Genomic DNA, 14132 nt, shown 5'->3' with positions numbered 1-14132 from the left:
AAAGCAAAAGTTTTGACTGCCAGCCGGAAACCCATTCCGTCAATCACGAAAGACGTGGGCTATTCGTTGCGCTCACGGTTTAAACGCTTATGCTGTGGGCCTTTCGAGCCATGCCGTTCTAAGTTTTTTCAGGGTATTCGAAACCCGATTTGACTCAGGTCCCAAGGTGACTAAATGGGTGAACGCAGTTCTTCCTCAAATAAGCCTGTGCGTCCAAAGTGACGCCTTGCAAGCATTTGAGGCTGATCGTCAAAAAGAGAAAGCTGATCCCGGGACATACGTGTATCGAAACTGCAGGGTAGCCGCTGCTCATGCGGCACGCGACTTACCATCTGATCCAGACGCCACGATAGAAGCGCGTAGACTTTTCAACGCTTCAAAGGTCATACAAGCTTTAGCGCGTTATTTTATAACCCAGGAATTTCAGTTTTCAAGCTCGTACCTTTATGATCAGTTCGTACAACATCCTAGCTCCGAACCGGAACTTACAACTGGTGAAGCCAATGCCAAGCCGTGACTCGTGAGGTCACCAAATCTTGACTGGCAATCAGATGGCACGACCAGCAGCGGAGTGGGAACAGTTGTCTGAAAACTGGTTCCTGACGCTGCACCGCAACTTAATAGGAGGGAAACGGCTTGTAGCCTTTAATATTAACGACTGCGCAGAAGATGGTCTTCAGACAGGGAAATCGCAACCAAGTCCATCACGGCGCATATTGCTGGGACTTTGCGCAGATCGTTATGAACTGTAAGTCAAGTCTGTTTTCGAACCAAATGTTCCAGGCTATGTCGACGCTGCAATCGTCAGCACATGGTTTGAAAAGCAGGGTGAAGAAGTAGGCGATCATAGGGGCCACACAACATGGGGGCGCAATCAGGCGCAAACTTCATCGAAAGCTTAGTGCTGATGCGATCACAACCTAGATAGTTCTCTCCTTGTCGGGACGACTAAACGGTCGTGCTCTTACTGAGCACTCGACGGTCGTCGCTCAGTTTCAGGCTACGGCAGTAATTCGGACGCTGCGGTTCAATATGTGCCTTGCATGCTGAATAAACAAAACGAAGCTTTGAGGTTTTTTGCAATCCGAGCGCCGCCTTTGCTGTCAGTTCGGATTTTCCGAGACGACTCGAAGTTGCGCGCGCTATCTGGCGCGTCGTTTTCCATCGAATTGACACATGATGGAACTTTCTGGCAACTTCCCTGGAGATGCGGAGGGGGTTCTATGGCTGAGGAGATCGGATTGAAAAACGCGACGAGGGTCGGCAAAACACAGCAAACATCACGTGATAGTCGCTACCCTCGAGATGTCATCGGTATCATTGTCGATATGCAATCGGGCTTTTCGAAATCCAATCAGCGGATTGCGGCGGGCATCCTTGGAGAACCGCATCGCTTTGTCGAGCTGCCAATCGAAGAGTTGACCAATTGGCTCGATGTTTCTGCGCCGACGATTACCAGATTTGCGCGTACCGTCGGTTGCGAAGGGCTGAAGGATCTCAAACTGAAAATCATGGGCTCCGTTCGCGTCGGTCGTCGATATATGGAGCCGGATACTCCGCCGAACTCGGTAGGGGAAATAGCCGAGCGTGTCAGCCAGCGGGCGCAAAAGACCATTTCGGATATGCACCACGCGCTGGATCTCGATCGAGCCGAACAGATCATCAAAATCATCAGTCGATGCCATACGCTTTATGCTTTCGGCAGTGGCGGCGTGTCGTCATGGCTTATCGGTGAGTTACAAAACCGCTTTTTCAGGCTCGGTATCCGAGTTGTTCCGAGTGACGATCAGACGATGCAATTGATGCTGGCTTCCACCGTGGAACGAGACGACGCATTGTTGTGTTGTTCGTTGACTGGCGACAACAGAGAGCTTGAGCGGGTGGTCACTGTTGCGCAAGGCTATGGCGCGAAAGCTATAGCCCTGTGTCCTTCGGATAGTCTCATAGCCAAGGCAGTCGATCTGCATCTCGCTGTCGATAATCCTCCCGACGAGGATATTCTGTCGCCAGCAACTATGCGTTACGCCTACCTCATGTGTATCGATGTCATTGCTTATGGAGTTGCCATCGAGCGGAACGAGACTGGTCGTGAAAAGATGCGGCGCATCAAGCAGCAGCTCGCCAATGTTCGGGGGAGTGATCGGACGCAGCCTTTGTGCGATTGATAGTCAATTGATTGATGAAATTTTACTTTTGGATCAAATTTTGCTTCTTTTATAAGCAACTAAGCGATTTCAGTCAAAAAATGACATAAAAATGAAAAAAATATTGGACAGAGAATAATTTTCACGCATACTGGCACCATAAATAAGATTTGAAATGCCAAGATGACAATCAACGCCTGAGGGGCGTTGATTATAGTTTTCTCTTTAGGGTTCGTATTGTTCGAATTCTTGCAATCAAAAATAAATAAAATGGGGAACTGGCATGAATAATGCGCTGGATCGATACTTGCTGTCTAGAAGACAGGTATTGGCGGGCATGGCTGGCTTTACGGCCACAGGAATGCTTGGCAAACGGGCGATGGCGGCACCGTCCACGGCCATGGCATTCATCGGTTGGCAGTACCAGCCGCAGATTGTCGCTGAAAATGTAGAGACCTTCAAAAAGCTCTATGATGAAAATGTCGCGTATGAGCTGGTGACCGGCGATTATCATCCCGTCGTAGAGACCAAGCTGACCGGCGGACAGCATATGGATATGCTTTACTCAGAGGAAAACTATATCGCTCGCTGGCATGCTGCTGAATGGATCCGCGATCTAGATTCATTGCCGGGTGTGGCCGATATCAAGGCTGGCATGTTTCCTGTGAGTGTGCAGTCATTATCCTTGCCGAATGGTGGCCCATTGTGCGGTTTGCCCTATTATGCGGGATACAATACTTTTCTCTATAATGAGGAGCACTTATCCAAAGCAAAGGCGGATGTGCCCAAGACCTGGGATGAAGTGCTGGAGCTAAGCCGGAAGCTCAAAACCGATGGTATCAGCGATGCTCCCTTCCATGGCATGTGGCAGCAGCAATGGTCCGATCTGTCGTGGAACATCTTTGCGTGCTGGTATTCCGAAGGGGCCAAGATCTTTGATGAGAAGGGCGACTTCGTCGATGAGCCGGCACTTCGAAAAGTGCTGGAATTTTTCCAGACGGTCTACAAGGAAAAGCTCGTTGTGGAAGACATCATGACACTGCCGGGTGAAGGTGTGCCGAGCTATGCTTCCGGCCGTCATACATTCATGGTGGTGCATGACTACAACCACAAGGTCGTCAACGATCCGGCCGTTTCCAAGATCGCAGGTAAAGTGCGCAATGCACTAATGCCAGGTGCTACCCAATCGACCATGGCATGGACCGCGGCCTATCTGATGGGCGCGCAGCCCGTTGACGACCAGCGCGTTTGGAATCTGTTGCAGTTTTTTGGTGGTAAGGCCTCGGATGGCCAGTACCATGTCATCAAGCGTTGGGCGCTCGAGTTCGGTCTGGGTTCTGCTTATCGCGAAGTGATGGCTGACCCGGATATCGTCGCGAGCTTTTCCAAGTGGCGCGACCTCGACATCTCGGCCAAGCAACTCGGCATGGCAACCTCACGCGCCATCGGCAAGGCGATCTGGTTCCCGGAGTGGGATATGTTCATGATGCAGCAGCTCCAGGAATATATCCGTTCAGGCAGTTCGACTGATGCCTTTGTTTCCGCGCTTGCCGCGAAAGCTTCTGAGCTGAAGGCCCAGTATCAATAAGGCTGTTGGCTGGAAGCGCTCCGGCCACCGCCGTCTATCCCTTTCCGTTTCCCAGTCTGGTGGTGACTGCTTTTGGCTGTTTCGCCGGGCGAAGAGTGTGAGGTCGTGATGACACTTACGATAGACAGTCGCTCAGCGCATATACCCACGAAAGACCGGCGCCAACTATTCCGGCTTCCGGCATTTGCCTATGTTTCGGTGACACCAACACTTTTCCTGATGATCCTTATCGTCGGAATTCCGCTCCTCTACAGTTTCTATCTCTCATTTGTAAGTGTGAACCCCATTACCAAGAAGTGGGTGTTTGTCGGTTTAGGCAATTACACTCGCATCTTCTCCAACGATGACTTCTGGGCGGCATTGGGGCGAACGCTTTATTTCTCGGTTTTGTCCGTCGCGGGGACGACGGTTGTCGGAACTGCCATGGCATTGGTGCTGAACAGGCACTTTTCGGGCCGGGGATTTCTGCGCAGTGTCGTCCTCATTCCCTGGGCAATGGCTCCGGTAACCATCGGTGTATTGTGGTCTTTCGTCTACGCAGGCAACTTCGGTCTGCTGAACGGTTTACTGAATGACATCGGTATGGGGCATTTGGCACGTCCCTGGTTTGGCGACGGCTTTCGAGCGCTCAATCTCGTTACGTTGACCCAGATATGGAACCAAGCGCCACTGATGACGCTCATGCTCCTCTCAAGCCTGCAATCCATGCCCTCCAACCTGCATCGCGCAGCTGAGCTTGATGGGGCCGGGCCGGTAACGCGCTTCATGGCGATCACCCTGCCATGGCTGAAATCCACGTTGTTATTTGCGATGATCGTTGCCACCATCAATGCGCTGATGACTTTCGATATTATCTGGATCATGACCCGAGGCGGTCCGGGTGCGGCAACCACGACGCTATCCTGGCTTGGCTATCTTCAGTCGTTTCAATTCCTGAAATTCGGAGAAGGGGCAGCACTTCTATATTTGCTGATGATGCTTAGCCTTTTGCTTGCACTGGTCTATTTCGCTTTCCTGTCTCCCAAAAAACAGAAACAACCATCACAGGACGCCATGACCGAGGTCTTATCGTCAGCGCCGCGTACCAGAGCATTCATGGTAATCTTGCCTGCTTTCTCAAGACGTCGCCTTGTCCAACCGCAGACGGCGAAGCGTTTGACCACGATCGGCTTTTATACTGCCGTTATCACAGTCTTCCTGTGGTCCTTCCTCCCGGTTGCCATGCTTGTTCTCATCAGTCTGTCACCAACAACGGATCTCATACGAACACCACCGTCCATGATACCTTCGGCATTGACGCTCGATAACTACCGGGCTGTTCTGATGCCAAGTGGTGGTACGACAAGTGTGCAGGCGGCACGCGTACCTTTATCGTTGCTCAACAGCTTTGGTATCGGCGTCGTCGTCTCGGTTATCAATGTGGCTCTGGGAACTCTCGCCGGTTATGGATTTGCCCGTTATGCCTCGCATAGGTTCTTTTCGGTGAGTTTGTGGGCGCTTCTCATAACGCGCATGGTTCCGGCGCTCACTCTCGTCCTGCCGTTTTTTGTGCTGTTTCGCATATTGGGCCTCATTGATACACATCTGGGGCTTGTGATCGCATATTCAACGATCCTGATGCCGCTTTCCGCTTGGATGATGAAGACCAGCTTCGAAAATGTACCGCTCAGTCTGGAGCGGGCGGCACTGATCGACGGATGCACACCGTTCGAGATGTTCCGCAAGGTGCTGATACCTGTCGTAAAGCCGGGAATTATCGCGGCACTGATATTCTGCTTTCTGGTTTCGTGGAATGAATTTCTCTTCGCAATGATCCTGACATCCACGCCGAAAACTCAGACTATCCCAGTGGTTATCGCCGGGTTTCTCAGCCAGGCTAGGTTCAATGAATATGGCCCGCTATTCGCGGCGAGCGTGCTGGCGATTATTCCTCCGGTGGCAATCGCCTTCTTCTTTCAAAAATACCTCGTTCAGAGTGCGCTTTCAGGCGCGGTCAAGGGCTGAAAGGAAACTCTTATGGCATCAATTCAGATCGCAGGCCTGAACAAACAATATGGTGCGTTAAACATCCTGAAAAACCTCGATCTTTCGATCGATGATGGCGAATTCATCTCATTTCTCGGGCCGTCGGGTTGCGGAAAGTCAACGTTGCTTTTCTGTATAGCGGGGCTGGAGGAGATCAGCGAGGGATCGATCCGCTTTGACGGTCAGGAGATGTCGGATCTGTCGCCCAGAGATCGCAATATCGCGCTCGTCTTTCAGGATTATGCGCTCTATCCGCATATGAGTGTTCGCGACAATATTGCATTTCCGCTGCGCCGACAGAAAGTCGATGAAGCGACAATCAATCGGCAGATTGGCTGGGCCAGCGAAGTTTTGGGTATTGAAGCTTTGCTTGACCGGCTCCCGGCTGCGCTTTCCGGCGGTCAGAGACAGCGCGTCGCTGTGGGGCGGGCCATTGTCCGCAATCCTTCCGTTCTCTTGATGGACGAACCCCTGTCCAACCTTGATGCCTCTCTGCGCGTGCGCATGCGGACGGAAATCCGGCGCTTGCAGAAGGAGCTTGGGATCACGGTCATTTTCGTAACCCACGATCAGGAGGAGGCGATGGTTCTGTCTGATCGTATTGCGGTGATGAAGGATGGTGTGCTGCAACAGTTTGCACGTCCCATGGAGGTTTATTCCAGTCCCGCCAACCAGTTTGTCGCCGGGTTCATCGGTAGTCCGCAGATGAATTTTCTTCCTGCGGAATTGTGTGGCGGGTCCAAGGGTGAAATCATCGGCGTTCGTCCCCACGATCTTAAGCCCGTACCAAGGGCGGCAGGCGGGCTGAATTTGTCCGGGGATCTGGTTCTCGTCGAACCAGCCGGGCCCTACCAATTTCTCGATGTCGCAATCGGGGACCACGCGGTGCGTGCCACCTGTACCGATGCCAGCGGTTTGTCTCCTGGATCGAGAATTATCCTCAACGCGAGCGCGGAAGCAGTGCGTTTCTTTTCGAGCGACAGCGGCGCGCGCATCAATCAGCAATTAAAGGAACCGGAAAGCAGAATTCATGTCGTATGATCTGGTATTGAAGAATGGCCGGGTAATCGATCCCTCGCAAGCCATTGACCGTGTGACGGATGTGGCCTTCAAGGATGGCAGGGTTGCCGCGGTTGGAGAGGGACTGACAGGCACAAAAATGCGCGATGTTTCGGGCCTGATCGTGACCCCAGGTCTGATCGATCTGCACACCCACGTGTATTGGGGTGGCACTTCGCTCGGGGTGGACCCCGATCTGTTCGCTCGCAAGAGCGCGGTGTCTACATGTGTCGATACCGGCAGCGCCGGACCCGGCAATTTCCCGGGCTTTCGCAAACATGTCATCGAACGCAGCACGGCGCGTGTATTGGTTTATCTGCATATATCCTTTGCGGGTATCTATGGTTTTGCCAAGAACATCATGCTGGGTGAAAGCCATGACATTCGCCTTCTGGCCGCGCGCGAGGCAGTCGAAGTCATCAATGAAAACCGTGATGTGATCGTCGGTGTGAAGGTTCGCATCGGACGTCATGCATCTGGTCCCGCCGGTATTCAGCCGCTTGATGTGGCGCTTCAGGTGGCCGATGAAACCGGCCTTCCGCTAATGGCGCATATCGACGAGCCACCGCCTTCCTATGAAGCGGTCGTATCGCGTCTTCGCAAGGGCGATGTACTCACGCATTGTTTCCGTCCGTTTCCCAATGCACCGATCGATGGCAAGGGCAATATCAAACCGGAAGTTCTGGCAGCGCGTGAACGAGGGGTTATCTTCGATATCGGTCACGGCATGGGTTCATTCGCCTGGAAAACCGCTCGGGCCATGATGGGGCAGGGCTTTATGCCCGATACGATTTCGTCCGACGTGCATGCGCTGTGCATCACCGGGCCGGCCTATGATCAGGTGACGACATTGTCCAAGTTTCTGGCGCTCGGCATGCCGATCAGCGACGTTATCGCAGCATCGACGATCAATCCGGCGCTTGCTGTCCAACGGCCTGAGCTCGGGACTTTGAAACCAGGTGCTGTAGGAGACGCCAGTGTTCTCGACCTGCGTGCCGGCACGTTCCCGCTTGAGGATGTGCGTGGTGAAGTGGTGACGGCATCACAGCGCTTGTTCGCTGCCGGTCTCGTCATTGGCGGGCGTGAAATGGATATGGACAGCCAATCGTTCGCAAACGCAGCAGAATGAATGGGAGGGAAGATCATGGATGGTGGTTACACATCCGCTAAAATCGGAAATTATATCGCAGGCGGTTGGGAGACAGAGCCCGAAACCATGCCAGCGATCAATCCGGCGACTGGCAAGCAGATAGCGCTGTTGCCGAAATCGACGGTTGCGACTGTCGACAGGGCGGTGATGGCAGCCAAGACGGCTTCTTCTTCCTGGGCATCGACGCCGATATTTGAAAGAGCGGCTCTTTGCGTGAAAATCGGATCGGCGATTGATGCGTCAAGGGAAAAGCTCGCACGTATCTTGTCCGGGGAACAGGGTAAACCGCTCTCTGAGGCGATGGGAGAAGTCGGCAAGGCTGCAGACGGTTTTCGTCTAGCATCCGAACTTGTCAAACAGATGGGGGGAGAAACTCTGCCCACTGAGGACCCGACCAAGCTGGCAATGACAATTCGCCAGGCACGTGGCGTCTATGGTGTGATCACACCATGGAATTTTCCCGTCAACATTCCGGTCGAGTATCTCGCGCCGGGTATAGCGACGGGCAATGTCATAGTCTGGGTTCCTGCACCTTCAACGTCCTTGATCGCCTGTGCTCTGATGGAAGTCATCGAACAGGCGGGGCTGCCTGACGGTGTTATCAATCTGGTGATCGGTGAGGGCGCTACCGTGGGTGATGCCGTTGTTGTGCATCCCGATGTCGCGGCAATCGGTTTCACGGGAAGTGCTGCGACGGGCAAGCGCATCGCCGAACGTGGAGCAGGCAAACCACTTCTCCTGGAACTCGGCGGAAACGGGCCGGTTATCGTCTTTGAGGATGCCGATATCGAGGCTGCTGCTTCTTCTGCCGCTGGTGGGGCTTTCTTTAACGCGGGGCAGGTTTGTGCCGCGACTGGGCGCGTACTCGTCCATGAAACCGTGGCCGATGCGCTCTGTGAAAAGCTTGTCCAGCATGCCGAGCGCCATGTGCTAGGCGATCCTTTTCAGCAAGGCACGACGATGGGGCCACTCAACAATGCCAAGGTTGCGGTCAAGGTGAAAGAACATGTCGATGATGCGGTGGCGAGTGGTGCAACATTGCTTTGTGGAGGCAAGGCGCGTCCCGATCTGGGGAGTGACCTGTATTTTGAGCCAACTGTCATTGCCGGTGTAACGCGCGATATGCGGATCAATCGAGAGGAAACATTCGGACCTGTCGTTCCAGTGCTGACGTTCCGAAATGACAGCGAGGCTCTCGAACTTGCTCTAGACAGCGAATATGGACTGTCGGTGGGCGTATTTACCAAGGACATGCAACGCGGTCTGTCGGTTGCTAAAGCTATTCCGGCAGGCATTGTGAACATCAACTCCGGCAGCACCTATTGGGAAATCCATCTGCCTTTCGGCGGTGGTACGAACACCAAGAGCGGTATCGGGCGCCTTGGTGGGCTGCATACGATGGAGGCCATGACGGAACTCAAGATGATTACGATCACTCTGGATCGCAGGTAGGAGCGATAGGATGGAATCTGTATCGAGAAAGGACGAACGGCTGGTCAATTTCGCGCTGTCTGCGGACGAAGAGGCGAGAATGATTGCGGCGCTTGTTGATGAACTCATACCGGGCGATGCAATCTGGCCGTCGGCTTCTGCGGCAGGCGTCCACGGGATTATTGCTCTGCGGTTGCTTTCATCATGGGACACTGCAGCTCTTGAAAAATTTGCCGATTTGATTGGCTGGCTCAATGGCAGCCTATCGAGCGACGAACCAATGCAGCGGACTGAAGCGGTTGCTGCGTTCGAAGTTCGTGATCCCGATCTTTTTGACAAAATTTACATCGCAACCGTGCTTGCCTATTACGAGACGCCGTTTGTCGTATCGGTTATCCAGCAAAGCGGCAGACCTTATTCCATCCGTCCTCATCTATCTGGCTATCCGATGGAGCCGTTTGACTTCAGCAAGGATATCCCCACTCACAATCGCGGTCATTATCTCGCGACGGACGCTGTCGTGCCTGTCGATATTTCCGAACTGGCGCTTGAAACGCAGAAAACTGAAAACTGGGGAGTTGCACGATGACCGCGGATCGGACTTGCGACGTTTTGATTATCGGTGCCGGTGCAACCGGCTCTCTCGCGGCACTGGTACTGGCACACGCCGGACTTGATGTGGTTTGCCTTGAGCAGGGCTCCTGGGTTGAGGCTGAAGATCACCCGCATCTTCATTCGGATTGGTCCTGGCAGCGGCGCACTAATTGGAGCCCGGATGTCAATAAGAGGTCCCATCCGGACGATTTTCCGGTCAACTCGGATTCCTCGCAAATACTGATGTGGAACGGAGTTGGTGGATCGACGAATGTGTATGGCGCCATCTGGCCGCGATACCGTCCATCCGATTTTCGAAAAGGGACGGAACATGGGTTACAACCCGATTGGCCGATTTCCTATGAAGACCTGGCGCCCTTCTACGAAGCGGCGGATAAATTGGTTGGTGTCTCCGGGTTGGCGGGTGATCCGGCCATGCCTGATCGGGAGCCCTGCCCAACCCGTCCCATGCCGGTGTCGAAAGTGGCCAAACGACTCTCTTCCGGTTTCGACAACCTCGATTGGCATTGGTGGCCGGTAGAAGCAGGAGCCATCACCGAGGATTATGACGGGCGTCCAGCCTGTAACAATTGTGGTGTCTGCAACGGTTGTCCGCGCGGCTCAATGAGCAAGTACTCCATGTCGATCTGGCCCAAGGCACTTGATGCCGGCTGCGAGTTGCGTATCCACGCGCGCGTGCTGCGTATCGAAAAGGATAGTGACGGACGGGCGACCGGCGCGCTTTATGTCGACCGCAATACCGGTTTGAAGCGATTCCAAAAGGCTCGCTTGGTTATCGTTGCCGCCAATGGAATCGGAACGCCGCGCCTTCTGCTTGCTTCCGACAATCTGGCGAACAGCAACGATCAGGTTGGCCGTTATCTCTTACACCATACGCTTGTCGCTTGTGAAATGTGGGTGAATGAGCCGGTTGATGGCCAGACTGGCTATGTCGCGTCGCTGATTTCACGCCAGTTTGCGGAAACCGATCCGTCACGTGGTTTCGTTAATGGCTTCAATTTCAACTGTATCACGTCTTCGCCATCCGCGGGAGAACTGGCCGCAGGCTGGTTTACTTCTGCGCGAGCTCCTTGGGGTAAAAACCATCACAGTTGGTTCCAGAAGCATTTTGGTCATTCGATCGGGGTTTTTGCCATCGGTGACGATCTGCCAAATCCCGAGAACCGGGTGACACTCGATCCGGAATTGACCGATTCCGATGGAGTGCCAGCCGCCCGCACCCATTATGCACCGGGCGAAAATGACAAGCGCATGATGAACTATATGCTTGATCGCCTGGAAGATCTGGCAAAGGCATGTGGTGCGTTTGAGTATCGCTTGCATGATTATCGTGACAAGAATGGCGTCTATCGGACACCTGCCTGGCATATGATCGGCACATGTCGCATGGGAAGCGATCCCGAAACGTCGGTTGTTAATAAATGGAACCAGACCTGGGAAGTCCCAAATCTGTTCATCGTTGACGGAAGCGTGCTAGCAACCGGTGGTGTCGTCAATCCCACGCCGACGATATCGGCCTTGGCGCTGCGGGCCGCTGAATATATCAGGGATAATTTCGCGACCCTTACCACGACGGAAAAAACATCCATCGCGGCATGAAACCCTTACCCTGCCGACAACGATCTGTCGGCAGGGTAGCAAACAGCCGATTTCTGCCAGAGGATTTGAGAATGCTACAGGTTCCGCCGGCTCAGCCGGGAATGAGAGAGGCGGATATCGATACGCCCGCGCTGATCATCGATCTCGACAAAATGGAAGACAATCTGGATCGTATGGCAACCTATTGCGCGTCGTCAGGTATTCGATTGAGGGCGCATGCAAAAACACACAAGTCACCGGTCATTGCGCACTGGCAGATGGCGCGCGGCGCTGTCGGTCAATGCGTTCAGAAAACCGGTGAAGCGGAAGTGCTCGCATGGGGCGGTGTTTCCGACATTCTGGTGTCGAACGAGGTCGTAAGCGAACGTAAGCTTGCGCGCCTGCTGGCTTTATCTGGCATGAGCGATGTTGCGGTTTGCGCCGACAATGAATCAGTCGTCAATTTGGTCGAGAAAGTTGCGGCTGACAGCGGCAAACGTTTCAGGGTTCTGGTTGAGATCAATGTCGGCGGAATGCGCTGCGGAATTGCTCCGGGCGAACCGGCGGCGGAGCTTGCCGCAGCAATCGCGAACAGCAAACATCTCATATTCGGTGGACTGCAGTCCTATCATGGCGCAGCTCAGCATTTTCGCAGCGAAGAAGAGCGCTTTGAGGCCATAAGACAGGCGGTTGAGAAGACCGAAGCGACGATCACGGCAATACGAAAGCGCGGACTTTCATGCGACATCGTCGGGGGTGGCGGTACCGGCACCTTCCGATATGAGGCGGCAAGCCAAGTCTATACAGAATTACAGGCTGGCTCCTATCTGTTCATGGATGCCGACTACAGCCGCAACGATCCCATGCCGCCTTTCAGCCAGTCGCTTTTTGTCTTGAGTACCGTCATGAGCGCTCCGCGTCCAGATCTGGCTGTGCTGGATTGCGGCCATAAGGGCATTGCGGTCGATAGCGGCCTGCCGCTGGTTTACGGTCACCGCAACGTCACCTATGCCGGTGCATCCGATGAACACGGTGCACTCATAGTTCATGCGGATGGAGAGCGACTGCAGATCGGCGAAAAGCTTCGTTTGGTGCCGGGACATTGCGATCCGACAGTGGATCGTTACGATTGGTATGTCGGTGTACGAAAAGGGCGCGTCGAATGCGTGTTCCCAGTCGCCGCGCGGGGAATGATGCAATGAATATTGAACGTAGCAGTCTGGCTAACCAAAACCGACTCGCATCGATCGCGTTGCAGTGCACGCAATGTGCAGCAAGAGTGGCGGCCTCGCTCGTTTATCGCTGCGATAAGTGCGAAGGCATTCTAGAAGTTCAGCACCTCGAAGAAAAAAGCGGTTATTGGGCAACAAGTGATTTCGTGGATGAGGAGGTAACGCTGGGTGAGGGAAACACGCCTCTGCGTCGTGTTCCGGAGACATTGCTGCACGAAGCCTTTTGTGGAAGGCTCTATATCAAGGATGAAACCGGCAATCCATCCGGCTCATTCAAAGATAGACTGGTCGCCGCAGCGATTAGCAAGGCGATGTCATTCGGTGCCCGCGGCATCGTTTGCGCATCCAGCGGCAATGCGGGTGCAGCGGCGGCCCGTTATGCCGCGCACCTGGGATTGCCCGCAGTCATTGTCTGTCCTGAACTGACACCGGAGGGAAAACTCACGCAGATAATGGCCTATGGTGCTCGTCTGGAAAAAATTCCCGGACACTATGGCAATTCTTTTGCCCACGCTTTGGATATTTGTCGCAAGACGGGCTTTGTCAATGTCACAACCACTTATCTCAATCCCTATGGTGTTGATGCGCTGCGTCTGGTGGGACAGGAGATTTATAACGCACTGGGTGACGATGTACCGGATTGGGTCAGCGTACCAACCAGTTCCGGGCCGTTGGTGAAAGGAGTTTTTACCGGGTTTAAGGATGCAGCCGGATGCCTGCCCAGGCTTGTTGCTGCGCAGGCGTTGGGCTGTGCGCCTATTGCGCGTGCCTTTGCAGCGGGTGAAATGAATGTTGAGCCTTGGGAACAACCGAAAACTGTCGCGTCGGGGATATCCGATCCATTGCAATTCTACCCTCAGGAAGGAAGTCATACGCTTTCGCTTGTTCGCGCGACTGGGGGGATGGCAATAGGTGTTGAGGACGAATTTATCCTTGAAGCGATGAAAGATCTCGCGCGAACAACCGGAATATTCTGCGAGCCAACTGGGGCAACTTCGCTTGCTGCTGTGCGCAGACTATTTGCCCAAGGGCATATCGCGCGGGATGCGGTTGTCGTTTGCATCGTAACCGGTCATGGCTTCAAGGACTTTGCAGCATGGAAATTTTGATAGAATTTTCAAGGTAACATCAAGTGCAACGTGACGTCACCCTATCATGTAATCGCGTGAGAATTAAGTGCAGCGCCGGCCCAGCTTCAACAGAGATGGACCGGCGCTCAGGGCTGCTTAGTAATCGGTGATCTTTTTCATGTAGCGGCGACCGTCCAGCATGACCTGTTCACGTTTCGCCGCCAACTTATAGGCAAATTT

11 protein-coding genes are annotated in these 14132 nt (G+C 53.8%); all 11 read left to right on the top strand.

What is annotated here, in order from left to right; all coding sequences use genetic code 11:
• Positions 1-94: 94 nt before the first annotated feature.
• The 11 genes from mauJ to FG152_RS26430 all read left to right on the top strand — a co-directional run bounded on the left by mauJ (position 95) and on the right by FG152_RS26430 (position 13931).
• Positions 95-517 (top strand): methylamine utilization protein MauJ, encoded by a 423-nt coding sequence (gene mauJ / locus FG152_RS26480; RefSeq protein ID WP_498989311.1) that lies wholly within the window; start codon positions 95-97, stop codon positions 515-517.
• 706 nt (positions 518-1223) lie between these two features.
• Positions 1224-2165 carry a MurR/RpiR family transcriptional regulator gene (locus tag FG152_RS26475; protein ID WP_192798572.1) on the top strand — a complete coding sequence of 314 codons (942 nt, stop codon included), beginning with the start codon at positions 1224-1226 and terminating at the stop codon, positions 2163-2165.
• A gap of 316 nt (positions 2166-2481) precedes the next feature.
• Entirely contained in the window at positions 2482-3732 is a 1251-nt protein-coding gene (locus FG152_RS26470) for an ABC transporter substrate-binding protein (RefSeq protein ID WP_278434460.1), read from the top strand.
• Positions 3733-3840: 108 nt separating this feature from the next.
• Positions 3841-5736: an ABC transporter permease gene (locus FG152_RS26465; RefSeq protein ID WP_498989308.1), complete on the top strand. Its 1896-nt coding sequence runs from the start codon at positions 3841-3843 to the stop codon at positions 5734-5736.
• A 12-nt stretch (positions 5737-5748) separates the two neighbouring features.
• On the top strand, positions 5749-6798 hold the full coding sequence (locus FG152_RS26460) for an ABC transporter ATP-binding protein (protein ID WP_138787095.1): 1050 nt from the start codon (positions 5749-5751) through the stop codon (positions 6796-6798).
• Positions 6788-7945: an amidohydrolase/deacetylase family metallohydrolase gene (locus tag FG152_RS26455; protein WP_138787096.1), complete on the top strand. Its 1158-nt coding sequence runs from the start codon at positions 6788-6790 to the stop codon at positions 7943-7945. Before FG152_RS26460 ends, FG152_RS26455 begins: the two co-directional genes overlap by 11 nt.
• Positions 7946-9418 carry an aldehyde dehydrogenase family protein gene (locus FG152_RS26450; RefSeq protein ID WP_235889903.1) on the top strand — a complete coding sequence of 491 codons (1473 nt, stop codon included), beginning with the start codon at positions 7946-7948 and terminating at the stop codon, positions 9416-9418.
• 10 nt (positions 9419-9428) lie between these two features.
• Positions 9429-9986 carry a gluconate 2-dehydrogenase subunit 3 family protein gene (locus FG152_RS26445; protein ID WP_151606175.1) on the top strand — a complete coding sequence of 186 codons (558 nt, stop codon included), beginning with the start codon at positions 9429-9431 and terminating at the stop codon, positions 9984-9986.
• Entirely contained in the window at positions 9983-11611 is a 1629-nt protein-coding gene (locus tag FG152_RS26440) for a GMC family oxidoreductase (RefSeq protein ID WP_138787098.1), read from the top strand. The genes FG152_RS26445 and FG152_RS26440 overlap by 4 nt, the downstream gene beginning before the upstream one ends.
• 71 nt (positions 11612-11682) lie before the next feature.
• Complete coding sequence (locus FG152_RS26435) at positions 11683-12792, top strand: DSD1 family PLP-dependent enzyme (protein ID WP_138787099.1); 1110 nt, start codon at positions 11683-11685, stop codon at positions 12790-12792.
• Positions 12789-13931, top strand: a complete 1143-nt coding sequence (locus FG152_RS26430; RefSeq protein ID WP_151606173.1) for a pyridoxal-phosphate dependent enzyme — start codon at positions 12789-12791, stop codon at positions 13929-13931. Before FG152_RS26435 ends, FG152_RS26430 begins: the two co-directional genes overlap by 4 nt.
• The last annotated feature ends 201 nt before the right edge of the window (positions 13932-14132 follow it).

Source organism: Ochrobactrum sp. XJ1 (assembly GCF_024701725.1).
GTDB classification, from domain to species: Bacteria; Pseudomonadota; Alphaproteobacteria; order Rhizobiales; family Rhizobiaceae; genus Brucella; species Brucella anthropi.
The sequence above is the reverse complement of the archived record's forward strand: the minus strand, read 5'-3'. Positions and strand labels throughout refer to the sequence as shown.